Origin of the sequence: Arcobacter pernae (genome assembly GCF_049472135.1) — a bacterium.
Lineage (GTDB): Bacteria > Campylobacterota > Campylobacteria > Campylobacterales > Arcobacteraceae > Arcobacter_B.
The window spans coordinates 274,224-300,492 of record NZ_JBMOVV010000003.1 but is presented as its reverse complement, the minus strand read 5'-3'; the positions used below and the strand labels follow the sequence as shown (position 1 = coordinate 300,492).

Genomic DNA, 26,269 nt, shown 5'->3' with positions numbered 1-26,269 from the left:
TATTGAAGGTTTATTTTGAATTTAAAAGAAGAGATAATAAAGCTTAAAGAGGAGCTAGATGTAACACTTGTAGCTCACTTTTACCAAAGAGATGAAGTTTTTGAATTAGCAGATATTACAGGTGACTCTTTAGAACTTGCAAAAAAAGCAAAATTAACAGACTCAAAGTTTATTGTATTTTGTGGTGTAGGTTTTATGGGTGAGAGTGTTAAAGTACTTGATCCTAATAAAAGAGTTTTAATGCCAAAAATTGCATGTTGTGCAATGGCAAGAATGATTGATGAAGGTTATTATGAGCAGAATTTAAAGCAGATAAATGATGCTGGAATACCAAATGAAGATATTTTACCTATTACATATATTAACTCAAGTGCAAGAGTAAAAGCAAGAGTTGGTGAAATGGGTGGGATGGTTTGTACTTCATCAAATGCTTACAAAATTATTGAAAAAGGTTTACAATCAGGAAAAAAGATATTCTTTGTTCCAGATAGATGTTTAGGTCAAAATTTTGCAAAATCATTAAATCTAAAATCAGCAGTTGTTGGTGATGGAAGTGATTTAAAAGAGGCTGATATTATTTGTTATAACGGATTTTGTTCAGTACACCAGCAGTTTACAGTAGAAGATATTGAGTTCTATAGAAATAAATATCCAGATATTTTAATAGCAGTTCACCCAGAGTGTGACCCTGCAATTTGTGATGAAGCTGACTTTGTAGGATCAACTTCTCAATTAATTACTTATATTAAAGGTTTACCTGAAGATCAAAAGATTGCAGTTGGAACGGAGTTTAATATGGTAAATAGATTAAGAGAAAAAAATACATATATTTTAAGCTCTACTAAACCAGAGTGTCCAACTATGAATGAAACTACTTTAGAAGATGTTTACAATACTTTAAAATCTATTAAAGATGACAATATTTCAAAAGAGAATGAAATTTTTGTAGATGAAGAGACTGTAAAATATGCAAGAATAGCACTAGAAAGGATGTTTGAAGTATGATAAACATAAAAAAATTTGTTAAGAATGCTATCATTGAAGATAATGGTAGAGGGGATTTATTCTTTGATGTTGCTCCAAAAGGTAGATTTACAGCTAGAGCTATTTCTAAATCAGATGGTATAGTTGCAGGAATTCAATATGCAAAAGTACTAGCAAGAACTGAAAAGTTTGATTGTAAGTTTTTAAAAAGAGATGGTGATCCTATTAAAGCAGGTGAAGTTATTGCAGAACTTGAAGGTAAAGCTTCAATTCTTTTATCATCTGAAAGAACTTTTTTAAACCTACTTCAACATGCATCAGGTATTGCAACAATGGCAAATAAATATGCAAAGCTTTTAGAAGGTGAAGATGTTGTTTTACTTGATACAAGAAAAACAAGACCACAATTAAGAGATTTTGAAAAGTATGCAAGTAGAGTAGGTGGTGCTATCAACCACAGACTTGGTCTTGATGATTGTTTAATGCTTAAAGATACTCACTTAAGAACTATTAAAGACTTAAAAGAGTTTATAAAAAAAGCAAGAAAAAGAATTTCATGGGTTACAAAAATTGAAATAGAGTGTGAAACATTTGCTCAAGTAGAAGAAGCTATGGATGCAGGTGCTGACATTATTATGTGTGATAATATGACTCCTGAGCAAATTAAAGAAGTAGTAAAATATAGAGATAAGAACTATCCTCATATTTTATTAGAAGCAAGTGGTAATATAAATCTTGAAACTATCCAAACTTATGCAAAAACAGGTGTTGATGCTATTAGTAGTGGTAGTATAATACATCAAGCAACTTGGTTAGATTTCTCAATGAAATTTGACTAATATTGTTAACTTTCTGTTATTACAAGTTTAATAGAATAAAAAGCTAAGCAAAAGGAGACGGGTTGAAGAAGGATTTTATTGTAAGTAATAAAATAGATATGGCTGATTATACAAAAGCCTTAGATTTAATTGAAAAGAGTAAATATGTTCTTATTATTACTCATGTAAATCCTGACCCTGATTCAATTGGCTCAGCATTAGCACTTTCAAATCTCTTTCATGAAAATAGAATTAAACATAAAGTATTTAATGTTAGTTCTGATTTACCAGAGAATTTAAATTTTATTGAAAGGTTTGACAAAATTACAGATCAATTACCTAAGTTTTTTGATTTAGCTATATCTGTAGATTGTGGAACTTATAAGAGATTGGGCTTTGAGTTAGATCCTAGTATTCCACTTATTAATTTTGATCATCATAAATCAAATAATAGTTTTGGAACAGTAAATATAGTTGATCCTATGAAAAGTTCTACGGCTGAAATAGTATATGATTTTTTTAAACATAATGGATTATATATTACAAAAAATTCAGCAACTGCACTTTATGTTGGTATATATGATGATTCATTGGCATTTTCTCTTGGAAGATGTGATGAGTTGACTTTTGATAAAGTTAACTTTTTAGTTCAATGTGGTGCTAGTCCATCTGCAATAGCAAATAAGCTTTTAAGAAGGGACTCTTTAGCTAAATATAGAATCATACCTAAGGTATTAAATAGTTTAGAACTTTACAAAGAAGGTGAAGTTGCGTCTATTTATGCTAAAGAAGAGTGGTTTAAACAAACAGGAGCTCACAATAGAGATTGTGAAGATGCTTTAGATATGATTATGAGTATGGCAATTGTAAGAGTCGCTTTTTTTGTTAGAGTAGTAAATAATACTACAAGAGTCTCTTTACGATCAAAAGGAAAATTTGATGTGGCAAGAATTGCTTCAAGTTTTGATGGTGGAGGACACTTAAATGCTGCTGGTTGTACTATAGATACAATAGATGAACAAGAAGCAAAAAATTTAGTAATAAAGGAAATTTTTGAGTTTTATAAATAGAAAAAAGGGTAATAAAGTTAAAAAATTATTAATATATATTGTTGTTCTTTTAATAGTGGCTATTGCAGCCTTTGTTTTTTTATCTCCAACATTTGAGAAGAATGCACCAAAGATTCAGTTTACTGCTGATAAGTTTTGGAATTTTAAAAATCCATTACAGATAAAGTTTACTGATGATAATGATATTAAATCTTATAAAATAGCTTATTCTGATGGAAAAGAGTTAAAAAAGTTAGAAACTAAAATTTTAAGTAATAATGGAAAAGAGATTGTTATAGAGGTTATTCCTCCAAAATTTAACAGACTTCAAACTGCACCTAGTCAAATAGTTTTAAAAACTGAAGTTGTTGATAGTAGTAAATGGAATTTTTTTAATGGAAATGTAACTAGAGAAGATATTATAATAGATATTGATAGAAAAAATCCTGTTGCTAATGTAATTAATAACTCATATTTAATAAGACAAGGTGGAAGTGCAACAGTTGTTGTTGAAGTAAGAGATGAAAATTTAAAAGATTTTTATATATCTTTTAATGATGAAGAAAGATTTGAATTAATTCCTTTTTACAAAAAGAATTTTTATATGGCAATTATAGCTTGGCCTGTAACAATTGAAGAGTTTAAAAGAGTTAATTTAGTTGCTATTGATAAAGCAGGAAACAGAACAACGACTAAAGTACCTTATTATATAAAAAGCTTAAATGTAAAAGTTGATGATATAAAAATATCAAAAGATTTTGTTGAAAAAGTTAGTAAAAATGTACTTTCTAAAAGTGGGTATGATATTCCAGATGGTGTAGCAGAAGCATTTGTTGCAACAAATAAAGATTTAAGAGCTCAAAATGTTAAAACAATAAAAGATGTATCAAGACAGAGTTTAGATTATTCGATGGTGTCAAGTTTTGATTTAGATTCTTTTAAACAATTAAGAGGTTCAAAAACATTCTCTAAATATGCTGAGAGAAGACACTACTTTTATAATGGAAGTAAAATTGATGAAGCATGGCACTTAGGAATGGATTGGGCTAGTATTAGAAATGCGAAAATTTACGTTACTAATCCAGGAAAAGTTATATTCAAAGATTATCTAGGAATTTATGGACATACAGCAATAATTGACCATGGATTTGGTTTATCAAGTTTATATGCACATACAAGTAGATTAAATGTTGAATTAAAAGATTATGTTAATGCAAATCAACATATAGCAAATACAGGATCAACAGGAGCTGTATTTGGCGATCATCTTCACTTTGGTATGCTAGTTCAAGGATTAGAAGTAAATCCTTTAGAATGGATGGATAGTAAGTGGATAGATATAAATGTAAAGAAAATATTAAATCAAGCGAAGAAAGTGATAGATACTAAATGAAACAAAGAACAATAGCTAAAAGTGTTGAAATAGTAGGAGTTGGATTACATAAAGGAGTTCCAGTTAAGATGAGACTTGAACCCCTAGACTCTGATATGGGAATAGTTTTTTATAGAGTTGATGCGGGAGTTACAATTCCACTAGAAATAGCAAATGTAGTTGATACTAAAATGGCAACTGTAATTGGAAAAGATGATGTAGTTGTTTCTACAATTGAGCATTTATTATCAGCTGTTTATGCTTATGGTATTGATAACTTAAGAGTTGTAATTGATAATGATGAAGTTCCAGTACTAGATGGAAGTTCATCAGGTTACTGTATGCTAATCGAAGAAGCTGGTATAAAAGAGCTTGACAAATCTAAAAAAGCAATAAAAGTAAAAAAAGAAGTTGAAGTTACAACTCCTGAAGGTAAAAGAGTTTGCTTAAAACCTTCAAATAGAATCATTTATGATTTCCAGATCTCTTTTGACCATCCTGCAATTGGTGAACAAAACTTTCACTTTGATTATTCTATTGCTGAATACAAAGAGAATATCAGTAGAGCAAGAACATTTGGTTTTTTACATGAAGTACAATATTTAAGAAGTATAGGCCTTGCAAAAGGTGGTTCTATGGAAAATGCTATTGTACTTGACCAATCTAAAGTATTAAATCCAGAAGGTTTGAGATACAATGATGAATTTGTAAGACATAAAATCTTAGATGCAATTGGCGATATGGCTTTACTTGGTTATACGATGGTTGGTGAATACGATGCAATTGCTGGTAGTCATCACTTAAATCACCTATTAACAAAAGAACTATATAGCAATGAAGAAAACTATGAAATAATAGATTTAGAAGAAGCAAATGAAGAAGCAGAAGTATTTGAACTTGCTTATTCAAAAGTTGAAGTTTAGGACAAAAAATTGACTGAGGTTTTAGTTATTAGTATCTCAAATCCTATTTTAATAGGTATTTATGAAAATCAAAACTTGATAAAAGAGTATAAGTTAGAAGGAAAAACTTCTGACTTACTTCCAGAAATATTTCAAAATATTTTAAAAGAGTATAAAATTGATAGATTAAATTATGTGAATACTCCAGGGTCATATATGGCTATTAAAGTTTCTTATGTATTCTTAAAAACAATTAGCATTACAAATAATATTGAATTTAGAGCTTGTAGTGGTTTTGAATTTAATGAAAACTCTCCAATAAAAGCGTTAGGCAAAAAATACTTTATTTTAGATAAAAATGAAATTAAAGTAGACTTTTTAGAAAAAGATTGTATAATTCGCGACTTTGAATTACCTACGAGTATAGATAAAATAAATTTTAATAAACAGACATTACCAATTTATAATTTGCCTGCTGTTTAAAAGGAAATAGATGAAAGTAAGCGTTCCTGCTACTAGTGCAAACTTAGGACCTGGTTTTGATTCACTAGGTATTGCAATTACTATGAAAAACCAAGTAATTATTAGACCATCAAAATTTCATAGTGTATCATTAAAAGGTGAGGGGGCTAATAATCCCGTATTAAAAGATAACAATATGTTTATCTCTATTTTTAATGATTTTTATCATAATTTGTCTCAAAAGAAAAGACATTTTAGATTTGAATTTTTTAATGAAATTCCTCTATCAAGAGGTTTAGGAAGTTCTTCTGCTGTAATTGTTTCTGCAATTGCTAGTGCTTATGCAATTGAAGGGATAAAATTAGATAAAAATAAGTTATTGAATTTAGCTTTAGCTTATGAAAATCATCCTGATAATATTACACCAGCTGTAATGGGTGGATTTAATGTTGCAACTGTACAAGACAATGAAGTTAAATATATTAACAAAGCAATACCAAAAACATTAAAAGCAGTAATTGTTGTTCCAAATAGACCTATTTCTACACAGTTATCAAGAAAAACATTACCATTTAAATACTCAAAAGATGATGTTATTTTTAATATTTCACATTCATCGTTGTTAACAGCAGCATTTATGAGTGAAGACTGGAAAATGTTAAGAAGTGCATCTATGGATAAAGTTCACCAAAAATATAGAATGAAACAGATGCCAGAACTATTTGATGTACAAAAAACTGCATTAAGAAATGGTGCATTAATGAGTACATTATCAGGTTCAGGTTCAACACTATTTTCTATTTGTTATGCAGATGATGCAAAGAGAATTGAAAAAGCATTAAAGAATAGATTCGCTCATTTCAAAGTATTTACAAGTGACTTTGATAATGTTGGTGTTAAGATAGATTTATAAGTTTTTTGATAAATAAGTATATTTTAGGTATAATCATTGGCTAATTCGAAAAAAACTTTAAGAACTTGTGTTTTTTGTAGAGGTAAATTTGAACAAAAACAGTTGTTAAGGTTAAAATGTGAAGAAAAAAAGATTGTGTTATACAATCACAAAGGTAGAAGCTTTTACCTTTGTAGTACTTGTATAGAAAAAGTACAACAAGATCTTAATCAAAAAGATTATAAAAGATTTGAAAACGCACTATGTAGAGAGTGTAAAAATAAAGATAAGTATGTTCTACAACTTAAGGAGATTTTAGCAGATGTCAGATAAAGTAAGAGTTTATGAAATTGCAGATGAGGCAGGGGCGAGCAGCCAAGAAGTAATAACGAAAGCAAAAGATTTAAATATTGAACTTAAATCGCCTCAAAGTGCAGTTTCTTACGAAGATGCAGAAGAAATTGCAAACTATATAATGACCGGTAAGAGTAAAAGACTTGCAAAAAAAGCAGCACCGGTACAAAAAAAACCTACAGTAAAAAAAGTTGAGAAAGCTGTAGAAAAAGACTCAAAAGAAGAAGAGAAAAAAGAAGAAGCACCTAAAGCAGTTGAAGTTAAAAAGACTGAAGAAAAAGAAGAAGCTATATCTAAACCTACAACAAGTGTAGAAAAAACTCAAACAGAAGAAAAAGAAGAAACAAAAGTAGTAGAGAATAAACCAAAGAAAATTATTCCTAAAAGAAGAGGTCTTAAGATTATTAAGAAAAAGAAACCAAGACCTGAAGTAAAAGAAGAAATAGTTACTCCAACTCAAGTAACTGAAAAACCAAAAATGAAATCACTAAGTGAAATTCTTGGTTCTGATAAAGAAGATACTAAAACTACTGCAGAATTAAAAGCAAATGATGAAGCTAAAAAGTCAAAAGCTAAAAAGAAAAAACAACCAGCTAAAACTCATGATCATGGAAAAAAACTTGAAGTTAACAGAGATACTGATGATTTCTCTAATACATCAACAGATTCATTATTAGGTGAAGAAGTTGTATTACTTGATATGGATTTATCTGATACTTCAAAACTTTTTGATGAACCAAAAGCTAATAACAATCAAAACAAACAAGCAAGAGGTTCTAAACCAGCTGCATTTGGAAATAGACCACAAGGTTTAAAAAGAAGAAAAAGAAAGAAAAAAGTTAGAAAAGATGTTGAAAATGTAGAAATTACAGAGGTAACAATTCCTGAAGATATCAGAGTATACGAATTTGCTGAAGCTTGTGGAAAATCAGCAGCAGAGGTAATCACTGTTTTATTTGGTTTAGGAATGATGGTTACTAAAAATGACTTCTTAAAACAAGATGAATTAGAGATTCTTGGTGAAGAGTTTGGTATTGAAGTTACTGTAAAAGACGCACTTGAAGATGCTAATTATGTTGAAGAATACCATGATGAAGAGATTGATGATTCTAACTTTGAAAGTAGACCACCAGTGGTTACTATCATGGGACACGTTGATCATGGTAAAACATCTCTTCTTGATAAAATTAGAGAATCAAAAGTTGCTGCAGGTGAAGCAGGTGGAATTACTCAACATATTTCATCTTATACAGTAGAAAAAAATGGTGAGAAAATTACATTTGTAGATACACCAGGTCACGCCGCTTTCTCAGCTATGAGAGCTAGAGGTGCAAGTGTAACTGATATTGTGATTATTGTTGTTGCTGCTGATGATGGTGTTAAACAACAAACAGAAGAAGTTATTTCTCATGCAAAAGCTTCTGGTTGTCCAATTATTGTTGCTGTAAATAAGATTGATAAAGAAGCAGCAAATATGGATATGGTTAAATCTCAAATGGCAGAGAGAGATATGACTCCTGTTGATTGGGGTGGAGAAATTGAGTTTATTGGAGTATCTGCAAAAACAGGTGCGGGAATTGATGATTTATTAGAAAACATCTTACTTCAAGCAGAAATTTTAGAACTTCAAGCTGATCCTACTGCAAAAGCAAAAGCTACAGTAGTTGAATCACAACTTGAAAAGGGTAGAGGACCAGTTGCAACTATTATTGTTCAAAATGGTACATTAAGAATTGGTGATAATATTGTTTGTGATACTACATATGGTAGAGTTAAAGCAATCACTAATGATATGGGTAAACCTGTAAAAGAATTAGGTCTTTCAGAAACTGGTTCTGTTCTTGGATTAAATGAAGTTCCAGCTGCTGGTGCAATCATGGTTGCACAAGATTCAGATAAAGAAGCAAGAGATATTGCTACTAAGAGAGCTGAACATGAAAGAGCTAAAGAATTATCTAAATCTACAAAAGTTTCATTAGAAGAGATGAGTGGATTAATTGCAGAAGGTAAGATTAAACAACTTCCAGTAATTATTAAAACTGATGTTGGTGGATCACTTGAAGCTATTAAAGGTTCTTTAGAAAAAATCGCTAATGATGAAGTAAAAGTAAAAGTTGTACATGCTGCTGTTGGTGGTATTACAGAATCAGATTTAGTTCTTGCAAGTGCTTCTGAGGGATGTATTATCTTAGGATTTAATGTAAGACCTACAGGAAGCGTTAAAAATAAAGCAAAAGCAGATGGTATTACAATTAATACTTACTCAATTATCTATGACTTATTAGATGATATTAAAGATACATTATCTGGTATGATGAGTGGAATTATTAGAGAAGAGAATACTGGTCAAGCAGAAGTTAGAGATACATTTGTTGTTCCAAAAGTTGGAACTGTTGCAGGATGTATTGTAACTGATGGTAAAGTAATCAGAGGTGGAATGGCAAGAATCATTAGAGATGGTGTTGTTACATATACTGGTAAAATTTCATCACTTAAAAGATTTAAAGATGATGTTAAAGAAGTATCTAATGGTTATGAGTGTGGTGTTATGTTTGAGAAGTTTAATGACATTCAAGTTGGTGACTTCGTAGAAACATTTATCCAAATTGAAGAAAAAGTTTCTATTGACGATAAATAATGAAAAGTATTAACCTACAAAGAACAGAATCTTTACTTATGGAGCTTATTCCTGAAGCTCTATCAAGTATGGCTGATGAAAGAATAAGATCATTACCAATTACAGCTGTAAACTGTAAAAATGGTAAATATGATGCTACTGTTTATTTTGATGGAAGTGATTATGAGAAAAATGAAATTAATCAACTTATTTCACTTTTAAAAAAGGCTAATGGTAGAATAAAATCACATGTTTTAGCAAGTACAGGTTGGTATAAATGTCCCAATTTCAAATTTGTAAATGATACTTCATTAGAACAATCAAGAAATATTGAAGCGCTATTTGCTAAAATAAAAAAAGATAGAAAAGAAGAAGAGTAATGAGTTTAGAAGAATCAATTAAACTAGCAGTTGAGAGTTTAGATGCTCAACTTTATGATATCGTAACGACAAGAGAACATGACAAAAATATTTATAGAGTATATGTTACTGCTAAAGGTGGTATTACTTTAGATAAATGTGCAGAAATTTCTAGAATGATTTCTCCTATCTTAGATGTTGAAGAGCCTATGAGTGGATTATATAATCTAGAAGTTAGCTCTCCAGGTATTGAAAGAAAACTAAAAACAAAAGAACACTTTAAAGCTTCTATTGGTGAAAAAATTAAAGTAAAAGATATAGCTACTGAGGTTTACAAAGGTGAACTTTTAACTGCTGACGATACAAAGATCGTAATTAAAACTGAATTTGGAGAAGAGAGTATTGATCATGATTCAATCCTTTCTGCTTCTACTTATTTTGAATGGTAATAGATTTTAATCTATTACCATTTCTTACATTATTTAACTAACTATTTATTTAGCCTTCTTTATATATACTTCTTTAAAATATAAACAATTATTGGAAGTAAAATATGAAAATTAATGACAATTTTTTTATGAAATTAGCAATTGATGAAGCATGGAAATATCAATTTTTAACTTATCCTAATCCAGCTGTTGGTTGTGTTGTTGTAAAAGGTGAGTCTGAAATTTTAGCAATTGAAGCTCATAAGGAAGCTGGTGAAGCTCATGCTGAAGTAAATGCTTTAAAGGCTGCATTTTTAAAATATCATCCAAATGATATATTAAAAACTAAAAGTAGTTCTCAAGATATTCATGATTATCTAATTAAAAATCATAATGATTTTTTTACTGATTGTACAATTTATGTTACATTAGAACCTTGTAATCATATTGGCAAAACACCTGCTTGTGCAAACCTGCTAAAAGAGATAAGACCCAAAAAAGTTATAGTTGCACATGAAGACTTAAATAAAGAGGCAAAGGGTGGCTGTGAAACATTAAAAAGTGCTAATATTGATGTGAGTGTAGGGTGTATGGAAAAAGAAGCTTATGCGCTTTTATATCCATTTATAAAATGGAATAATGGAACTTTTATATTCTATAAAATGGCACAAACATTAAATGGAAGTATTGATGGTAGTATTTCAACAAATGCTGCAAAAGCATATGTTCATACTTTAAGAGATAAAACAGATTTAATGTTAATTGGCGGAAATACTGTTAGGATTGATAAGCCAACATTAGATGCTAGATATATAGCTGGAAATGCACCTGATATTTTCATTTATAGTAAAAGTAAAGCATTTGATACAAATATACCATTATTTAAAATACCTAATAGACAGGTCTTTATTAGTGATGATTTATTTAAGGTACTTGACTATAAGTTTGTAATGGTTGAAGGTACATATAATTTATTGGATAAATTGAAAGATAGGTTGGATTATATTGTTTTACTTGTAAATCCTAAGATTAGAAAAGGTATTAATGCTTTAAATGAAATTGATATTGATTTTGAAATAGTTCATGAAAACTATATTGGTGAAGAAAAGATTATGTTCTTAAAAAGAAAGCTTTCTGTTTAGGTTTTACAATAACACTTTAAAAGGTAAAAATTTGTCGGAGAAAACAAGATAGTGTTTCTTTTATTGAGGGAGCTTACAAGTGGTAAGTGAGTAAAAGAAAAGGAGCAATATCGCAGAATTTCTACGATAAAGCTTTGCCTTTTTATTTAACTTTTTCTAAGTATTCACCAGTTCTTGTATCACATTTGATAACATCACCTTCCACAATGTGGAAAGGAATTTGAACTACAGCACCAGATTCTAAAGTAGCAGGTTTTCTACCACCTTGAGAATCACCTTTAAAGTTAGGTGGAGTTTCTACAATTTTTAATTCAACAGTCATTGGTGGTTCAACAGTAATTGCTTTACCATTAAAGAACATCATATCAACATTCATACCATCAATAATCCATTTTTCTGCATCACCAACTTGGTCATAAGTTAAACCAATTTGCTCATATGTATTAGTATCCATGAATTGTAACATTTCACCATCATCATATAAGAATTGCATAGTTTTTTGTTGTAAATCTGGAGTTTCACATTTATCACCAGCATGGAAAGTTTTTTCAATAACTTTTCCATTTAAAAATGATTTGATTTTACATCTAACAAATGCAGCACCTTTTCCAGGTTTTACATGTTGATATTCAGTAATTTTATAAGGAACACCATCTAATTCGATTTTTAATCCCTTTTTTAATTCACTCATTCCAATTGCCATAACTACTCCTAGATTTCAGCGTATGAAACAGAAATAGCTGCTTCAAGTTCTTCAAGTTTTTTTAGTGTGTTAATACATACTTTTTCATCAACTAAGATAACAGCTAATGCTCCATCTTTTCCTCTTGATAATCTAAAGTCTGCAATATTAATGTTGTTTTGTGCTAAAATTGAACCAACTTGTCCAATAACACCTGGAACATCATTATTTCTCATAATAATCATTTTACCTTTTGGTTCAATGTCTAAAGAGAAGTTATTAATATCTATAATTCTTTGTACATCTTCATTAAATACAGTTCCACAAATTGTTTGAACTCCATTTGATGTAGTGATTTTTACTGATACTTTATTTTGGTAACCACTATGTGCAGAGAATTCAGAAGTTGTAAGCTCAATTCCTTTTTCTTCAGCAATAAAATTAGCGTTTACATAGTTGATTTCATCACCAGAAGCAACTGATAATGCACCAACTGTAGCAAAAGTTTGTAAAGATTCTAAGTACTCTGAAATTTCACCTTCAGCAGCAACATTAATTGATCTAATTTCACTTTTGTCATTTTGTGCAATTAAAAATGCCATTTTTTGAGTTAATTCAATATATGGTTTTACAAATGATGGAATTTTACTTTCATCAATTGGTAAGTTTAATGCGTGTGGGTATGCAATTCCTCTAGCTGATTCAATAGCATTTTCAGCAGCTTGAGTTGCAATTTTCTTTTGTGATTCTTTTGTATTTGCACCTAAGTGTGCAGTTACAGTAACATTTGGTAAATCTAATAATGGATGATCTGTTGCAGGCTCTTTGATAAATACATCAATACCAGCCATTGCAATTTTTCCTGATTTAAGGTTGTTAACTAGAGCTTCTTCATTGTATAATCCACCTCTAGCACAGTTAATTAATACTACACCATCTTTCATTTTAGCAATTTGCTCTTCACCAATCATGTCAATTGTTTCATTGTTTTTTGGTGTGTGAATAGTAATGATGTCACAATCTAAAATATCATCAAAATTAGTTGTGTATGAAATACCTAAATCAGTTGCTTTTGTTGAAGGAATATATGGGTCGTATGTTACTACGTCCATTTCAAATGATTTAGCTCTTAATGCAACTCTATGACCAATGTTACCAAAACCAATAACACCTAGTTTTTTTCCATAAAGTTCATTTCCATACCAATCTTCTCTTTTCCAGATTCTATCTTGTTTTAATTGGTTATGAGCGTATGGGAATTTTCTCATACAAGATAACATATGAGCCATTGTTAATTCAACAGCAGCTATTGTATTTGCAGTAGGAACGTTCATTGCGATAATTCCTCTTTTACTACATCCTTCAATATCAACATTATCATACCCAACACCAGCTCTAATAATAGCTTTTAAGTTGTGTGCTGCGTCTAAAAACTTCTCATCAACATCAGTAGATGATCTAGTGATCACTACTTCTGCGTCTTTAATTACATTTAAAAGTTCTGTTTTATCTACGTCTGCTGCATATACATAGTTTACATCTTCAGTATTTTGTAAGATGTTTAAACCATCTTCATGTATATGGTCACAAACTACGATTGTGTGTTTACTCATTTTAAATAAATCCTAGTTTTTGATTTGGTCTTTTAGTAAATCACCTAAAGTCATAGATGAATCATCATTAACAGCTTTTAGAACTTCTCTTTCTTGTTGTTGCTCTAATCTTTTAACTGATAATCTAACTCTATTTCTTTTAGTATCAATATTTACTACAACTGCTTCAATTTCATCACCATTTTTAACTTCTTCAACATTTAATGGTCCGAAGTCTTCATTTCTGATAAGTCCATCTAAGTTATCATCTAGCTTAATGAAGATACCGAAATCTTTAGCATCTTTAACTGCACCTTTTACAATATCACCGATTTTGTGTGAATTTTGGAATTTTTTTGCAGGAGATTCAGCAATTTCTTTGATTGATAATGAAATGTTTTCTTTTTCTTTATCAATTTTGATGATTTTAACTTCTACTTCGTCACCTTTTTTGTATAAAGATTTACATTTTGCATTTGACTCCCATGAAGCCTCTTCATTATGTAATAATCCATCTACTTCTCCAATAGTAACAAATGCACCAAAATCAGTTAAAGTAGCAATATTTCCTTTTACTACATCACCAACATTGTGATCTTTTGTAAATTTAGAGAAAGGTTTTTCTTGTAAGTTCTTTAAAGAAACTCTTAATCTTTTTTTGTCAACGTCTAATTCAATAACTTCAACATTGATTTCTTCACCTAATGTTAATAACTCTTTTGGGTTTTTAACATTTTTATTCCATGAGATTTCAGAAATATGTAATAAACCTTCAATATCATTTCCTAAGTCAACAAATGCACCATAAGATTCAAAGTTAGAAACAGTAACAGTAATAGTATCACCAACTTCTAATTCATCTTTAATTTCTTCCCATGGATTTGCTAATGCAGCTTTGATAGATAATGATAAGTGTTGTTTTGCTTTATCGTAAGATAATACAACAACAGTAACTTCATCACCTTCATTGTAGTAGTTAGCTGGATTTACAGGACCTTTGTAAGAGATTTCATTGTAGTTTACTAAACCATCAATTCCACCTAAATCTACAAACATTCCGTAAGAAGTGATTTTTTTGATTGTACCATTTACTGGTTCACCACTTTCTAAAATCTCAGCAACTTTATTGTCTTTTTGAGCTTTTGATTCTTCAATTAATTTCTTTCTAGAAACAATAATTGAGTTTTGTGCAGTATTAACTTTTAATACTTTAGCTTTAACTTTCTTACCGATTGCTCCGTGAGCTTTTAAGTAAGATTGTGCCATTGGCATGAAGTATTCACATCCTTCATCATCTTCAAGAATAAATCCACCTCTATTTTTAACAGAGATAATTTTACCTTCAATTGTAACATCTTCTACATTTTCACCGTGTTTAGCAACAAATGCATCAAATTTTTCTTTTTGAAGTACTTTTTTATGAGAGATATTTGGTCTTTCACCTCTATTTCCCATTAACATTACAGGGATAGTGTCACCCTCTTTGTACTTAACTTCGCCACCAATTGTAATGTCAGAAATATTTAACTGACCTTCAATTTTTTGACCAACATCAACAAGAACTCTCTCACCAGAGATTTCAACAATTACACCATCAACTACAGAGTTGTTTTCAGCATTCTCGAAAGACTCATTAAGCATTTGCTCAAAATCAAAGTCTTCACCTAAATCAATATCTTCGATACCCATTTTATTCCTTCATATTTACCGTTTTAATTAAATGGGACTATTATACAGCATTGATGCTTAAATTCTCTAGTTAATATTTTCTATTTTGTTTACTACCTCTTGAATAATCCAATCAGGTGTACTCGCACCTGCTGTTACACCACAAAGTTTTTTATTTTTAAACCATGATTCTTCGATTTCATTGTGGTTTTCTATTAAGTATGAATCTGTACAATTCTCTTTACAAATAGAGTGAAGTTGTTTAGTATTTGAAGAGTTTTTACCTCCTATAACAACCATTACATCAACTTCTTTTGATAAATCTCTTGCGGCATCTTGATTTTCAAATGTTGCATCACAAATAGTATTAAATACTCTTACTTCTTTATTTTTTAAAATTAAATAGTTAACTATTTCAAGATATTTTTCTTTCTTTTTTGTTGTTTGTGCTACTGTTGCAATTTTACTATTTTTGAATTTTAAATCTTTGATTTCATCAATTTCTAAAATTACATGTACATCATCTTGGTCTTCACCATATGACTTAACACCTTTAACTTCGGGATGTGTTGAATCACCAAAAATAAGAATAGAATAACCTTCTTTTGACATCTTTTTTACAATTTGTTGAGGAGTAGTAACAAAAGGACATGTTGCATTAATAACTTTTGCTTTTTGAGATTTTAAGTCTTTTAAGTCATTTTTTGGAATACCATGTGTTCTAATAATTACAGTATCATTATCTTTAACTTCTTTAAGATTTTGATAAAGACCTACATTAAAATCATTTTTTAGTCTATTTATTTCATCTTGATTGTGAATAAGTGGACCCATTGTTGCTGAGTTTTCATAAGATTCTGCTATTTTAATTGCTCTTTTTACACCAAAACAAAAACCATAGCTTGAAGCTAATTTTACTTTCATTTTTAATCCTTAAAAAATTGCCCAATAAGGCTTTAATTTATATTTATTAAGAACTATAATTAAGAACAGAAATTACTGTTCTTAATATAATGAGTCAAGTATCTCTTTAAAATTAGGGAATGAAGTTTCAATACAATCAGTATCATTTATTTGCATATCACATAAAGTTCCAGCAATTGCAAAACTCATTGCAATTCTGTGGTCTCCATGAGAATCAATAGTTGCAGCTTTTATTTCACCGCCAACTATTTCGTATCCATCTTCATATTCAGTATAATTTACACCACATTTTTCTAGGTTTGTTACTACTGATTTAATTCTATCTGATTCTTTAACTCTTAGTTCTTTTGCATTTTTTACTAATGATTTCCCATTTGCAACTGACATAGCAATTGAAAGTGCTGGAAGTTCATCTATTAACCAAGAGATATTTTCTTCAACTACAACACCATTTAATTCTTTGTGTTTAATCTCAATATCTCCTATAGGTTCATAAATATTCTCTTTTTCAATAAAGTTTACAATTGCTCCCATTCTTTCAAGAACTTTGTAAGCTTCAACTCTAGTAGGGTTTAAAGTCACATTTTTAATTACAACTGAACTATTAGGTGTAATAGCAGCAGCTACTGCAAAAAAGAATCCAGATGATGGATCTGTTGGAACAGTTATATTTAATGGCTTTAAATGACCTTTTAAAGGATGAATATTTATAAACCCATCTTCATCATTTGTCAAAGTAGCACCCATACCTTTTAACATTCTTTCTGTATGGTCTCTTGTTAATTCATTTTCTTTATATTTTGAAATACCGTTTGCTCTAAGTGCAGCTAATATCATTGCTGATTTAACTTGAGCTGAGTCAACTGGTGAATGATAAGTAAATGGTTTTAATTCTTTTACACCTCTAATAAATAAAGGAGCTTTATTCCCATTTTCTCTACCATCAATATTTGCACCAATACTTCTTAGTGGATCAGCAACTCTTTTCATTGGTCTTGCATGAAGATATTTATCACCTGTTAACGTAAATGCACCATCAACTGATGCAAGTAAACCACAAAATAGTCTCATTGCAGTTCCTGAATTACCACAATCTAAAACATTAGATGGTTCTGTTAATGTATCAGTTGGAGTAATTTCTACACTAGAACCATCTCTTTTTATTTTAGCACCTAACTGCTCTACAATACTTAATGTGTTTAAAGTATCTTCAGCTGTTAAATAGTTTTTTATATAAGAAGTTTCATTTGAAAAAAGTGAAAACATAGCACATCTGTGCGATATTGATTTATCACTAGCTATTGAGTCAATCTCTACATTAAATGGCTTATTTAATCTTTTTATATTAAATGTATTCACTTTTTTCCTTTTTCTATCTAATCGTTATTGATAATTTATCTTCAAGTGCTTTTAAAACACCATCCATAGATTTTGTTATATCTTCTTCTTCTAAAGTTTTTTCATCATTTTGTAAAACAAATCTGATTGTTAAACTTTCATTTTCACCTAATTTTTCATCATTGTAAATATCTATCAGGTTAAATTGTTTGATATTTTTATCATTAATTGAATTAATAACATCTTTAATTTCTTTATATTTAAGTGTTTTTGGTGCAATTACACTTAAATCTTTTTTTGAAGCTTGGAATTTTGAGTATGATTCAACTTTTGTTAATTCATTTGCTATGGCATCAAAATCAATTTCAGCTATAAATGTATCATTAATATCATAATCTTCTGCAATACTTGGGTGAAGCTTTGAAATAAATCCAATTACTTTACCATCAACAATTACATTTGCATTTTGATATGGGTGAACAAAACTATTTGTTATTTCAGTCATTTCTTCTAAATCAAATTTTCCAATTGTATTTAAAATTTTCTTTGCAAAACTAAAGAAATCGATGTTAGATGGTTTACCACTATTTGAAATATCTTCTAGCTCTTTAGCTCCTGTTTGAACAAATGAGATTTTTTTACTCTCTTGTCTATTTTCATCAAATACTGTACCTATTTCAAAGAATGCAGTTGATCTGTTTCCTGTTTTGAAGTTATTTGAACAAGCCTCTACTAGATTTAATAAAATAGTACTTCTAAATGTATTTAACTCTTTTGCAATTGGATTTAAAATATCTAATTCTTCTTTTACAACAGGGAAGTTGTATTTTTCTAAGTTTTCTCTTGAAGAGAATACATAAGTTAATGTCTCAAAGAAACCATTTTCAATTGCTTTAAATCTCAATTTATTCTTTTTTAATAAATCATTAGAGGTTTTATTAATTCTATTTACTTCATCGATTGCTAAAGGTTTTGATTTAATATTATCAATTCCTATAATTCTTACAATCTCTTCTGTAATATCTGCAATATTTTTAATATCATGTCTAAATAATGGAATTTTAACAGATAAAATACCATTAGCTCCATCTTTAACTTCAAACCCTAAAGAGTTTAAAATTCTTTCAATATCAAGTTTTGGTACATCTTGACCAATAATTGCATTTACTTTATTAACATCTACATCTAATACAGTTTTCTCTTTATCTTCGATAAATGTTTCTGCACCTTTGTAGATTAAAGCTCCATATTTTGAAACTAAAGTTGTAAAGAAGTCTATACCGTATTGAATATCTGGCTCACTACCTCTTGATGATCTGTAGTAAACATCCCCCGTTTCAATCTTAGTTTCGAATACTTGTTTTGCTAACAATTCAGGATTAACATATGATGCTTCAACAATAAAGTTAAGTTCAGATGGGTCAATATCTTTATGATCTATTGCTATTTGGCTAAGTTTTTCTTTACCGTAAACATTATCAAAACCATTTTCATCTTTTTTTACATGTAAAACACTTAGTTTGTTAGTTGTATCTGCTTTATCTTTTGCGTAAGCATTTAAAACTACACCATTACAATGAGTTACATAAGATAATACATTTTGAATATCATTTTCATCTTTATATTTACCAATTGCACCAACTCTTAACTTTTGAACAACAGGTAAATTAAATTCTGCAAAATCTACAGCTTTGTAGATTAACGAAGAATCAATATTACTATCACATTCTACTTCTAAAACTTGTCCAATTCCAATTTCATTGTAATTTACATTTTTTTCAAACTCATTTAAAGGGATATTATAAAATGCTGATAACTCTCTTGCTACACCATTTATACTTAAACAATCACCTTTGTTTGCAGTAAGTTCAATTTCAATTATTTCATCGTTAAGTAATTTGTATTCGTTTAATTCTTTTCCTAATACTAACTCACCAATTGAATCATCAAGAACTAAAATACCATCATTTAATTGTGGTAAACCAATCTCAGTTGAAGAACAAATCATACCATTTGATTCTACTCCTCTAAGTTTTGCTTTTTTGATTTTAAATCCACCACCTAAGTTACAACCAACAGTTGCAACTGGAACAAATTGACCTGCATCAACATTTTTAGCACCACATACAATTTGTACAGTTTCGCTACCTAAATCTACTTGACAAACATTTAGTTTATCTGCATCAGGATGTTTCTCTTTTTGAGTTACTTTTCCAACTACTACTTTAGGAGCTATTAAAACTTTTTCTACACTATCAACTTCTAATCCAATTGAATTTAGTGTTTTACAAATTTCATCAGTAGAAATTTTTGATATATCTATAAATTCTTGTAACCAGTTTCTTGTAATAATCATTTAAATTGTCCTAATAATTTCATATCACTCTCAAATAGTGATCTTAAATCACCAATATTGTGAATTAACATTGCAAATCTCTCAACACCTAATCCAAATGCGTAACCTGATTTATTTTCATATCCAACTGCTTTGAATACATTTTCATCAACTACACCACAACCTAATACTTCTAGCCATCCAGTATTTGAACATACTCTACATCCATCACCTTTACAGAATACACAAGAGATGTCAACTTCTGCAGATGGTTCCGTAAATGGGAAGAAAGAAGGTCTAAATCTAACATCTACATCACCAAACATATGATGTAGGAATTCAACTAAAACATGTTTTAAGTTAGCAAATGAAACTTTATCTTCATCATCAACTACTAATGCTTCAATTTGGTGAAACATTGGTGTATGTGTTAAGTCGAAATCTCTTCTAAATACAGTTCCTGGTGCAATCATTCTAATAGGAGTTGATTGACTTAACATTGTTCTAATTTGAACAGGAGATGTATGTGTTCTTAATAGAGTGTAGTCTTTGTTATAAAAAGTATCTTGCATATCTCTTGCTGGGTGATACTTTGGTAAATTTAATGCTTCAAAATTGTGGAAATCATCTTCTACTAATGGACCCTCTTCAACAGCGAAGTTTAGGTTTTGGAAATATGTAATAATTCTGTTCATTGTTTCAACCACAGGGTGTGTAGCTCCACAAGATAATTCATTATTAAATTTAGTAACATCTATTTTTTCAGCTTCTAATTTTTTATTTAAAGCTTCTTTTTCTAAGATAACTTTTCTAGCTTCAATTGCCTCAGTTACCTGTGCTTTTTGCGTATTAAGATTTTGTGCAAAAGCTTTTTTTTCTTCGTTTGGAATAGTTTTCATTTTTGCAAACTCTAAAGTTAAAACACCTTTTTTCCCAAGTGTTTCTACTCTTAGGTTTTCTAAGTCTTCAAGACAGTTTGCATTTTCAATTTTTTCAATCCACTCTTTCACTTACCCTCTCCCAAGTTATTATAATATTTTATTTACTTATCATTTCTATAAATTGGAGATTATACTTAAAGATTTATTAGAGTTTGGTTATAATATTTCAACTATTTTATTAGAAGGAAATATAATGTGTATTTTTTGTAAGATTGTAAAAGGTGAAATACCAAATCAAACTATTTTAGAAGATGAAGATTTTTTAGCTTTTAATGATATTAATCCAGCTAGAAAGGTTCATGTTTTAGTAATTCCTAAAGAGCATTATGATTCTTTTGATGTTATACCACCAAAGTTAATGGCTAAAATGACAGAGTTCATTCATAAGGTTGCTTCGAAATTAAATATTAAAGAGAGTGGTTACAGATTGATTACAAATATTGGGGAACACGGTGGGCAAGAAGTTGCACATTTACATTTCCATATTTTAGCAGGTGAATATGCTGGAAGATTAGTTGGGGAACAAGTTAGAAAAAGCTAAGAAGTAATTACTTCTTAGTTTTTAAGTTTGACTACTCTTGAAATGAACCAAGAGCCATTAGTTTTTCATATTTCTTTTGATGTCTTTGAGCTGTTGTCATAGTTTTTAATTCATTAATTGACTCTAAAACATATTCTTTTAAAGCTAAAATAGCTTGTTCTTTTTGTCTATGAGCACCAATTAATGGCTCATTAATTACATCATCAACTAAATTTAACTCTTTTAAATTTTCAGCTGTAATTCTAAGTGCATTTGCTGCTGTTTCAACTTTAGCAGGGTCATTCCATAAAATAGCACTACAACCCTCAGGTGAAATAACTGCATATACTGAATATCTCATCATTGCTAGTTTATCAGCAACAGAAATTGCTAATGCTCCACCAGAACCACCTTCACCAATTACAATTGAGATAGTTGGAGTTGTTAAATCTGCAAACTCAAATAAGTTTTTAGCAATAGCTTCTGACTGATTTCTTTCTTCTGCACCAATACCTGGATATGCACCTGGTGTGTCAACTAACATAACAATTGGAATTTGGAATTTTTCTGCTAATTTTGCAGCTCTTAAGGCTTTTCTATAACCTTCTGGACTTGGCATACCAAAGTTTCTGTGAAGTTTATCTTTAGTTCCTCTACCTTTTTGTTCTCCAATTACCATTACTTTTTGATTATCAATATATCCTAAGTAACATACAATTGCTTTATCATCTACATAGTGTCTATCTCCATGTATTTCATAAGCATCTGTTAAAATTTCATTGATATAATCCATTGCATATGGTCTATCTGGATGTCTTGCTAATTGAAGTTTTTGGTAATCACTTAAGTTTTTAAAAGTTTTTTCAACTTCTTTCTCAAGTTTTTTCTCTAAGATTTCAACTGCATGCTCATCTGCTTTAGTTTTCGCAACAATTATATCTTCTTCAATTTTTTTAATTTTTTCTTCAAATTCTAAATAAGCTGCCAAGTATTACTCCCTTTAAAAAAAAAGAGCTAGAAAAACTAGCTCTTTTTTGATTAGACTAAATCTTTATTTTAATGTTATGCTTCAAATCTTTTGAAGATAACTGTTCCGTTTGTTCCACCAAATCCAAAGTTATTACTCATTACAGTATTTAACTCTACTTTTCTTGCAACATTTGGAACGTAATCTAATTTACATTCTTCATCTTGATTATCAAGATTAATTGTTGGAGGAATTACACCTTCATTTAATGCTTTAATTGCAAAAATTGCTTCAATTGCTCCAGCTGCACCTAAACAGTGTCCAATTTGACCTTTTGTTGATGTTACAGGAGGACAGTTTTCTGCTCCACCAAATAACTCAGCAATCGCTTTTGATTCATTAACATCTCCAACAGGTGTTGAAGTACCATGTGAATTAATGTAATCAATAGAGATTTTATCACCAGTGTTTGCTTCAGCCATAGAAATAGCTGCTTTCATTGATCTTAATGGACCATCCATTACTGGTGATGTAATGTGATTTGCATCTCCTGATTCACCAAAACCAATGATTTCACAGTAAATTTTAGCTCCTCTAGCTTGTGCTGATTCTAAAGTTTCAACAACTATAGCTCCTGCACCTTCACCCATTACAAAACCATCTCTATCTTTATCAAATGGTCTTGAAGCTTTTTTAGGCTCATCATTTCTAGAAGATAAAGCTTTCATTGAAGCAAATCCACCCATTCCAGCTCCACAAATTGCTGATTCTGCACCTACAACTAAAATTCTATCTGCACCATTTGTAGCAATTGTTTTAACTGCATCATTTAAAGCATGAGTAGAAGCAGCACAAGCAGTAACATGAGATAAAGAAGGACCTTTTAATCCATGCTCAATTGAAATGAAACCACTTAGCATATTTACTAATGATGAAGGGATAAAGAATGGAGATATTCTTTTAGGTCCTCTTGTATCACATACAACAGAGTTTTTTTGGATTGTTCCTAATCCACCAATTCCTGAAGCAGAAATAATTCCAAATCTATCAGAGATTGAATCATCTACTCTTTTATTCTCATCGTTAACGAATCCAGAGTCTTTCATAGCTTCATTAGCTGCTTTTATTCCTAATTGAATAAATCTATCAGCCTTTTTAACTTCTTTTTTATCCATTACCGTTGTAGGATCAAAATCTTTTACTTCACCTGCAATCTTTACAGGAAACTCGCTTGCGTCAAATAGTGTGATTGTATCAATTCCACATTCACCAGCAACAGCGGCGTTAAATGATTCTTCTACATTATGTCCAATAGAATTAATAGTACCTAAACCAGTTACAACAACTCTTTTCATTAAAAATGCTCCGTATTTATTATTTAAACTATTCAATCTTTTATATTAAAAAATTCAATAATTTAAATTTAAAAATTGAAATAGAAGACTAATTGTATTAGTCTTCTATGAAACTTAAGCGTATAAATTACGCGTTATTTTCGATGTATTTGATAGCATCAGCAACAGTTAAAATTCCTTCAGCATCTTCATCTGGAATTTCAATGTCGAATTTCTCTTCTAAAGCCATAACTAATTCAACTACGTCAAGTGAATCTGCACCTAAATCTTCGATAAACTTTGAATCTTCTTTAATTTCAGCTGCATCACAATCTAATTGCTCAACTACTACTTCTTTTACATCATCTAATAATGCCATATTTATTTCCTTTTATAAAATTATCTACGTATTATAACTAAAAAGATTTTAAAAAGCCTTTTAAATTATAAAATTTTAGTTTAGATTAAAGTTCTAAACGTATAAACCACCATTAACTTTTAATATTTCACCTGTAATATATGAAGAGTGATCACTTAATAAAAATGCCACTGCATCAGCGATTTCTTTTGGTTGACCAAATCTTGATAATGGAATATTCTTTTCATATTCAGCTTTTACTTCTTCTTTTAATTCGTGAGTCATATCAGTTTGAATAAACCCAGGCGTTACTGCATTGTATCTAATACCTCTTGCTGCTGCTTCTTTAGCAAAAGATTTAGTCATTGCATTTAATCCACCTTTTGAAGCTGAATAGTTAGTTTGACCAGGATTTCCCATTTCTCCAACAATTGAAGAGATATTTACAATTGATCCAAATTTTTTCTTACCCATTACTTTTAATGATGCTTTACATCCAATAAATGCTGATGTTAAGTTTGCAGCAATTACATCATTGAAGTCTTCTACAGACATTCTTAATGCTAATTTATCTCTTGTAATACCAGCATTGTTAACTAAGTAAGATAATTGTCCATCTGCATCAACTACTGTTTTAATAGCAGCTGTAAACTCTTCTTCAGAAGTTACATCAGCTTTAACGATAGCAGCTTGCCCACCAGCAGCTTCAATCTCTTCTTTTATTTTTTCAGCAGCTTCAGCACCACTTCTGTAGTTTATCCAAACTTTTAAACCGTAACTAGCTAAAGTTTTAGCAATCTCTGCTCCTATACCTCTACTAGCACCAGTAACTAATACATTTGAACCTGTAAAATTCATATTTTTCCTTTTCATTTTGTAAATTTCAAAAAATTTAGCGTATTATATCGCATTAATTTATATAAAAAGATTATTGAACTTTTTATACACCTCTTTTATTGTTCCATACTCTAATATGTAATCTGTCACAATATTTAAAACCATTTTTTATAGCCATATTAATAACCGCTTCATCATTTTCATTTATAGAATCAGCATCATCACCCATTGGCATTAAGTAAACTTCACATTTTGGTATATTTTCAAGAATAGTTTTAATCTCATCTTGAGCATCATTCATAAAGTCCTTATTTATTACAAATTTTAAATATGAGTCTTTAGTATTAGTCAAAACTTTATTTAGTGTTTCATAGTTGATTCTTTTTTTAAGAGGCTCTAGTGAATTACTTAGTTTTACACTCATAGAAAATAGAATCTTTTTTTGATACTCTTCTTCAAAATTTAAATTTAAAGAGGCATTCGTTTCTATAGTAACTTGATGACCTTCTTCAATATAGTGTTTAAGTAGTTTTTGAAACTCTTCTTTATTCCAGTAAAGTAAGGGCTCTCCACCTGTTATTACAATATCCATTTTATAATCATAATTATAAAGGTTTGTTAGTTTATCAACTTCATTTACTATTTCATCATATGATTTATATTTTGTCCAAGACTCTTTAAACTCTGGATCAACTGCGTAGTATGTATCACAAGCGCATTTTTTTATTCCACTTGGTGTTTCATACTCTACATTAAATCCAACACATTTAAAATTACATTTTCCAAAACGAATAAATACTGATGGTGTTCCTACTAATTTACCTTCACCTTGAATAGTAGGACCAAAAATCTCATTTATCTCAAGCATAATATGTGCTCTTGCTTTTTGGAGTCTCTAAAAATTCAACATGAGATACTTTAACACCTAGTTTGTTCATTTTATTTTGAACAATCTTCAAAAACCATGCAGATAGATTTTCACTTGTAGGTACAAAATCAACTAATACATAACCTTCATAAAGTTCAGTTAAATATGTCTCTTCATCTTTGAATTTAGTTAAATCTACTAAATAGTAACCTTCATCAAATTTTATAAGTTCATCTTTTTTTACATCAGATAGTAGTTTAGAATATAGTGGGTCATTTATATCTAAGATAAATTTATGATCAAGTACATCATCTAAAAAAGCTTTAAACCAATTTAGATGTTTAAAGTCTGTAACCATTCCATCTTTTAATTCTTCAGCTTCTAAATAAACTAAAATCTTACCTTGGTGTCCATGTAAGTGTCTACATTTTAAGCACCCATCTAGTGAGAATTCTGTATTTAAAGTTTGAGACCATACTCTATGACCATAGCAGAAATCGAACTCTTTTGATATTTTCCATTTCAT

Annotated in this window: 26 protein-coding genes; 13 read left to right on the top strand and 13 right to left on the bottom strand. The window is 29.7% G+C overall.

Annotation, left to right across the window (positions count from 1 at the left end; all coding sequences use genetic code 11):
- Window positions 1-15 precede the first annotated feature (15 nt).
- The 12 genes from nadA to ribD all read left to right on the top strand — a co-directional run bounded on the left by nadA (window position 16) and on the right by ribD (window position 11,379).
- Window positions 16-1,005 carry a quinolinate synthase NadA gene (nadA, locus tag ACH5BF_RS05535; protein ID WP_423273211.1) on the top strand — a complete coding sequence of 330 codons (990 nt, stop codon included), beginning with the start codon at window positions 16-18 and terminating at the stop codon, window positions 1,003-1,005.
- A complete protein-coding gene (nadC, locus tag ACH5BF_RS05530) occupies window positions 1,002-1,823 on the top strand; it encodes a carboxylating nicotinate-nucleotide diphosphorylase (protein ID WP_423273210.1) in 822 nt (273 codons plus the stop codon). Before nadA ends, nadC begins: the two co-directional genes overlap by 4 nt.
- Before the next feature lie 62 nt (window positions 1,824-1,885).
- Complete coding sequence (locus tag ACH5BF_RS05525; protein ID WP_423273209.1) at window positions 1,886-2,872, top strand: DHH family phosphoesterase; 987 nt, start codon at window positions 1,886-1,888, stop codon at window positions 2,870-2,872.
- Window positions 2,856-4,244 (top strand): M23 family metallopeptidase, encoded by a 1,389-nt coding sequence (locus ACH5BF_RS05520; protein WP_423273208.1) that lies wholly within the window; start codon window positions 2,856-2,858, stop codon window positions 4,242-4,244. Before ACH5BF_RS05525 ends, ACH5BF_RS05520 begins: the two co-directional genes overlap by 17 nt.
- Window positions 4,241-5,146 (top strand): UDP-3-O-acyl-N-acetylglucosamine deacetylase, encoded by a 906-nt coding sequence (gene lpxC / locus ACH5BF_RS05515; protein WP_423273207.1) that lies wholly within the window; start codon window positions 4,241-4,243, stop codon window positions 5,144-5,146. Before ACH5BF_RS05520 ends, lpxC begins: the two co-directional genes overlap by 4 nt.
- 9 nt (window positions 5,147-5,155) lie before the next feature.
- A complete protein-coding gene (locus ACH5BF_RS05510) occupies window positions 5,156-5,608 on the top strand; it encodes a hypothetical protein (RefSeq protein WP_423273206.1) in 453 nt (150 codons plus the stop codon).
- Between the two features lie 10 nt (window positions 5,609-5,618).
- The gene (thrB, locus tag ACH5BF_RS05505; protein ID WP_423273205.1) at window positions 5,619-6,500 is read left to right on the top strand and encodes a homoserine kinase; all 882 of its coding nucleotides are present in this window, start codon (window positions 5,619-5,621) and stop codon (window positions 6,498-6,500) included.
- Between the two features lie 36 nt (window positions 6,501-6,536).
- Window positions 6,537-6,812 (top strand): DUF448 domain-containing protein, encoded by a 276-nt coding sequence (locus ACH5BF_RS05500; RefSeq protein ID WP_423273204.1) that lies wholly within the window; start codon window positions 6,537-6,539, stop codon window positions 6,810-6,812.
- A complete protein-coding gene (gene infB, locus ACH5BF_RS05495) occupies window positions 6,802-9,471 on the top strand; it encodes a translation initiation factor IF-2 (RefSeq protein ID WP_423273203.1) in 2,670 nt (889 codons plus the stop codon). The genes ACH5BF_RS05500 and infB overlap by 11 nt, the downstream gene beginning before the upstream one ends.
- Window positions 9,471-9,830 carry a 30S ribosome-binding factor RbfA gene (gene rbfA, locus ACH5BF_RS05490; RefSeq protein WP_423273202.1) on the top strand — a complete coding sequence of 120 codons (360 nt, stop codon included), beginning with the start codon at window positions 9,471-9,473 and terminating at the stop codon, window positions 9,828-9,830. The genes infB and rbfA overlap by 1 nt, the downstream gene beginning before the upstream one ends.
- Entirely contained in the window at window positions 9,830-10,258 is a 429-nt protein-coding gene (gene rimP / locus ACH5BF_RS05485; RefSeq protein WP_423273201.1) for a ribosome maturation factor RimP, read from the top strand. Before rbfA ends, rimP begins: the two co-directional genes overlap by 1 nt.
- Before the next feature lie 104 nt (window positions 10,259-10,362).
- Window positions 10,363-11,379, top strand: coding sequence for a bifunctional diaminohydroxyphosphoribosylaminopyrimidine deaminase/5-amino-6-(5-phosphoribosylamino)uracil reductase RibD (gene ribD / locus ACH5BF_RS05480; RefSeq protein ID WP_423273200.1), 1,017 nt, complete (start codon window positions 10,363-10,365; stop codon window positions 11,377-11,379).
- A 142-nt stretch (window positions 11,380-11,521) separates the two neighbouring features.
- Here ribD and efp read toward each other — a convergent pair whose 3' ends face one another.
- The 7 genes from efp to pheS all read right to left on the bottom strand — a co-directional run bounded on the left by efp (window position 11,522) and on the right by pheS (window position 20,928).
- Window positions 11,522-12,082 (bottom strand): elongation factor P, encoded by a 561-nt coding sequence (efp, locus tag ACH5BF_RS05475; RefSeq protein ID WP_423273199.1) that lies wholly within the window; start codon window positions 12,080-12,082, stop codon window positions 11,522-11,524.
- An 8-nt stretch (window positions 12,083-12,090) separates the two neighbouring features.
- Window positions 12,091-13,674, bottom strand: coding sequence for a phosphoglycerate dehydrogenase (serA, locus tag ACH5BF_RS05470; protein WP_423273198.1), 1,584 nt, complete (start codon window positions 13,672-13,674; stop codon window positions 12,091-12,093).
- A 12-nt stretch (window positions 13,675-13,686) separates the two neighbouring features.
- Window positions 13,687-15,342, bottom strand: a complete 1,656-nt coding sequence (locus ACH5BF_RS05465) for a 30S ribosomal protein S1 (RefSeq protein ID WP_423273197.1) — start codon at window positions 15,340-15,342, stop codon at window positions 13,687-13,689.
- Between the two features lie 66 nt (window positions 15,343-15,408).
- Window positions 15,409-16,245, bottom strand: a complete 837-nt coding sequence (locus ACH5BF_RS05460) for a 4-hydroxy-3-methylbut-2-enyl diphosphate reductase (RefSeq protein ID WP_423273196.1) — start codon at window positions 16,243-16,245, stop codon at window positions 15,409-15,411.
- An 81-nt stretch (window positions 16,246-16,326) separates the two neighbouring features.
- Window positions 16,327-17,604 carry a 3-phosphoshikimate 1-carboxyvinyltransferase gene (gene aroA / locus ACH5BF_RS05455; protein ID WP_423273195.1) on the bottom strand — a complete coding sequence of 426 codons (1,278 nt, stop codon included), beginning with the start codon at window positions 17,602-17,604 and terminating at the stop codon, window positions 16,327-16,329.
- A gap of 13 nt (window positions 17,605-17,617) precedes the next feature.
- Window positions 17,618-19,939, bottom strand: a complete 2,322-nt coding sequence (gene pheT, locus ACH5BF_RS05450; protein ID WP_423273194.1) for a phenylalanine--tRNA ligase subunit beta — start codon at window positions 19,937-19,939, stop codon at window positions 17,618-17,620.
- The gene (pheS, locus tag ACH5BF_RS05445) at window positions 19,936-20,928 is read right to left on the bottom strand and encodes a phenylalanine--tRNA ligase subunit alpha (RefSeq protein ID WP_423273193.1); all 993 of its coding nucleotides are present in this window, start codon (window positions 20,926-20,928) and stop codon (window positions 19,936-19,938) included. The genes pheT and pheS overlap by 4 nt, the downstream gene beginning before the upstream one ends.
- 124 nt (window positions 20,929-21,052) lie before the next feature.
- Between pheS and ACH5BF_RS05440 the strand changes: the two genes are divergently transcribed.
- Window positions 21,053-21,400 (top strand): histidine triad nucleotide-binding protein, encoded by a 348-nt coding sequence (locus tag ACH5BF_RS05440; RefSeq protein ID WP_423273192.1) that lies wholly within the window; start codon window positions 21,053-21,055, stop codon window positions 21,398-21,400.
- 31 nt (window positions 21,401-21,431) lie between these two features.
- Here the strand turns inward: ACH5BF_RS05440 and accA are convergent, their stop codons facing one another.
- The 6 genes from accA to ACH5BF_RS05410 all read right to left on the bottom strand — a co-directional run bounded on the left by accA (window position 21,432) and on the right by ACH5BF_RS05410 (window position 26,269).
- Window positions 21,432-22,367: an acetyl-CoA carboxylase carboxyl transferase subunit alpha gene (gene accA, locus ACH5BF_RS05435; RefSeq protein ID WP_423273191.1), complete on the bottom strand. Its 936-nt coding sequence runs from the start codon at window positions 22,365-22,367 to the stop codon at window positions 21,432-21,434.
- Window positions 22,368-22,441: 74 nt separating this feature from the next.
- Entirely contained in the window at window positions 22,442-23,701 is a 1,260-nt protein-coding gene (locus ACH5BF_RS05430) for a beta-ketoacyl-ACP synthase II (RefSeq protein ID WP_423273190.1), read from the bottom strand.
- Window positions 23,702-23,828: 127 nt separating this feature from the next.
- A complete protein-coding gene (gene acpP, locus ACH5BF_RS05425) occupies window positions 23,829-24,059 on the bottom strand; it encodes an acyl carrier protein (RefSeq protein ID WP_423273189.1) in 231 nt (76 codons plus the stop codon).
- Between the two features lie 93 nt (window positions 24,060-24,152).
- A complete protein-coding gene (fabG, locus tag ACH5BF_RS05420) occupies window positions 24,153-24,896 on the bottom strand; it encodes a 3-oxoacyl-ACP reductase FabG (RefSeq protein WP_423273188.1) in 744 nt (247 codons plus the stop codon).
- A gap of 82 nt (window positions 24,897-24,978) precedes the next feature.
- Window positions 24,979-25,743 (bottom strand): 7-carboxy-7-deazaguanine synthase QueE, encoded by a 765-nt coding sequence (locus ACH5BF_RS05415; protein WP_423273187.1) that lies wholly within the window; start codon window positions 25,741-25,743, stop codon window positions 24,979-24,981.
- A complete protein-coding gene (locus ACH5BF_RS05410) occupies window positions 25,736-26,269 on the bottom strand; it encodes a 6-carboxytetrahydropterin synthase (protein WP_423273186.1) in 534 nt (177 codons plus the stop codon). Before ACH5BF_RS05410 ends, ACH5BF_RS05415 begins: the two co-directional genes overlap by 8 nt.

What these genes read in the sequence shown, in the direction of transcription:
- nadC (WP_423273210.1), top strand. Translation starts at nt 1,002, where the DNA reads ATGATAAACATAAAAAAATTTGTTAAGAATGCTATCATTGAAGATAAT.
- lpxC (WP_423273207.1), top strand. Translation starts at nt 4,241, where the DNA reads ATGAAACAAAGAACAATAGCTAAAAGTGTTGAAATAGTAGGAGTTGGA.
- thrB (WP_423273205.1), top strand. Translation starts at nt 5,619, where the DNA reads ATGAAAGTAAGCGTTCCTGCTACTAGTGCAAACTTAGGACCTGGTTTT.
- infB (WP_423273203.1), top strand. Translation starts at nt 6,802, where the DNA reads ATGTCAGATAAAGTAAGAGTTTATGAAATTGCAGATGAGGCAGGGGCG.
- rbfA (WP_423273202.1), top strand. Translation starts at nt 9,471, where the DNA reads ATGAAAAGTATTAACCTACAAAGAACAGAATCTTTACTTATGGAGCTT.
- rimP (WP_423273201.1), top strand. Translation starts at nt 9,830, where the DNA reads ATGAGTTTAGAAGAATCAATTAAACTAGCAGTTGAGAGTTTAGATGCT.
- ribD (WP_423273200.1), top strand. Translation starts at nt 10,363, where the DNA reads ATGAAAATTAATGACAATTTTTTTATGAAATTAGCAATTGATGAAGCA.
- efp (WP_423273199.1), bottom strand. Translation starts at nt 12,082, where the DNA reads ATGGCAATTGGAATGAGTGAATTAAAAAAGGGATTAAAAATCGAATTA.
- serA (WP_423273198.1), bottom strand. Translation starts at nt 13,674, where the DNA reads ATGAGTAAACACACAATCGTAGTTTGTGACCATATACATGAAGATGGT.
- ACH5BF_RS05465 (WP_423273197.1), bottom strand. Translation starts at nt 15,342, where the DNA reads ATGGGTATCGAAGATATTGATTTAGGTGAAGACTTTGATTTTGAGCAA.
- ACH5BF_RS05460 (WP_423273196.1), bottom strand. Translation starts at nt 16,245, where the DNA reads ATGAAAGTAAAATTAGCTTCAAGCTATGGTTTTTGTTTTGGTGTAAAA.
- pheT (WP_423273194.1), bottom strand. Translation starts at nt 19,939, where the DNA reads ATGATTATTACAAGAAACTGGTTACAAGAATTTATAGATATATCAAAA.
- ACH5BF_RS05440 (WP_423273192.1), top strand. Translation starts at nt 21,053, where the DNA reads ATGTGTATTTTTTGTAAGATTGTAAAAGGTGAAATACCAAATCAAACT.
- ACH5BF_RS05430 (WP_423273190.1), bottom strand. Translation starts at nt 23,701, where the DNA reads ATGAAAAGAGTTGTTGTAACTGGTTTAGGTACTATTAATTCTATTGGA.
- acpP (WP_423273189.1), bottom strand. Translation starts at nt 24,059, where the DNA reads ATGGCATTATTAGATGATGTAAAAGAAGTAGTAGTTGAGCAATTAGAT.
- fabG (WP_423273188.1), bottom strand. Translation starts at nt 24,896, where the DNA reads ATGAATTTTACAGGTTCAAATGTATTAGTTACTGGTGCTAGTAGAGGT.
- ACH5BF_RS05415 (WP_423273187.1), bottom strand. Translation starts at nt 25,743, where the DNA reads ATGCTTGAGATAAATGAGATTTTTGGTCCTACTATTCAAGGTGAAGGT.
- ACH5BF_RS05410 (WP_423273186.1), bottom strand. Translation starts at nt 26,269, where the DNA reads ATGAAATGGAAAATATCAAAAGAGTTCGATTTCTGCTATGGTCATAGA.